At 46.0% G+C, this 1202-nt stretch carries 1 protein-coding gene; it reads right to left on the minus strand.

The features are described 5' to 3' along the window. Window positions 1-1180: ABC transporter ATP-binding protein (locus A3739_RS26140; protein WP_231877152.1), on the minus strand; the 1180-nt coding region annotated here is incomplete at its 3' end. Window positions 1181-1202: the final 22 nt, after the last annotated feature.

Here is a 1202-nt window from a genome sequence, read left to right on the forward strand (position 1 = left end):
CCCTAAGGCTTTCTTGTTGAACCGCACTAACGTTTTGCCCATCGACAAGAATTTCGCCTTTCTGAATATCGTGAAAACGCAGCAGAAGATTGATGAGTGTTGATTTCCCAGCACCAGAACGGCCTACCAGTCCGATTTTCTCTCCCGCTTTAATTCGCAGAGATAAATCTTTAAGCACTGATTCACCGGCATTGTATTCAAAACTGACCTGATTAAAGTCAATTTGGCCCTTAGCCATCGCAAGCGCGTTTGCATTGTTTTTATCTTGAATTAGTTTGGGCTGTGAGATGGTATTGATGCCGTCTTGCACCGATCCGATATTCTCAAACAATGCCGACACTTCCCACATAATCCACTGCGACATGCCGTTCAAACGCAAGGCTAAACCAATGGCCACTGCAATCGCACCTGTGCTCACCGCATCAACGGACCAAAGATAAATGGATAAGGTCGCTACCGAAAACAGCAGCAGTGAATTCAGGAACCATACGCTGACATTTAGCTTGGTGACTAAACGCATCTGTGGGTAAACGGTTTGAAGAAAACCATCCATCGATTCGCGTGCATAGTCAGCCTCGCGGTTTGAATGGCTGAATAGCTTAACCGTTGAAATATTAGTGTAGGTATCAACGATGCTGCCGGTCATGGCAGAGCGAGCATCAGCCTGTAAGGTAGAAATTTGTCTTAGTTGCGGAATAAACAGGCAAAGTACTCCAACATATGAAGCAAACCAAAGTAAAAGAGGGATGCTTAGCGTCGGGTCATTCATGGCGAGCACACTGACCATGCCAATAAAATAAACGCTTACATAGAGCAAGACATCGAGCATCTTCATCACAGCTTCCCGCACGGATAACGCTGTCTGCATGACTTTTGTGGCAATTCGTCCAGCAAACTCATCTTGGAAAAAGCCAAGGCTTTGTCCAAGCAAATAGCGGTGTGCATTCCAACGAATGCGCATAGGATAGTTGCCAAGCAAGGCTTGATGAATCACGCTAGAGTGAAGAAGAACGGTGATCGGTAAAACCAAAAGAACAATGACGCCATATCCCGTTAGAGTAGAAGAGTGTTCTTCCCAGAGAGTAGCCGGTGTGCTTGCCGTTAGTAGGTCGACGAGCTCGCCCAAGAAACGAAACAGACTGACTTCCATTACCGCAATGCATGCCGTTAGACATGCCATTATTAAAAGATGCGGAATGACA

The sequence above is a fragment of the Oleiphilus sp. HI0067 genome, assembly GCF_001635735.1.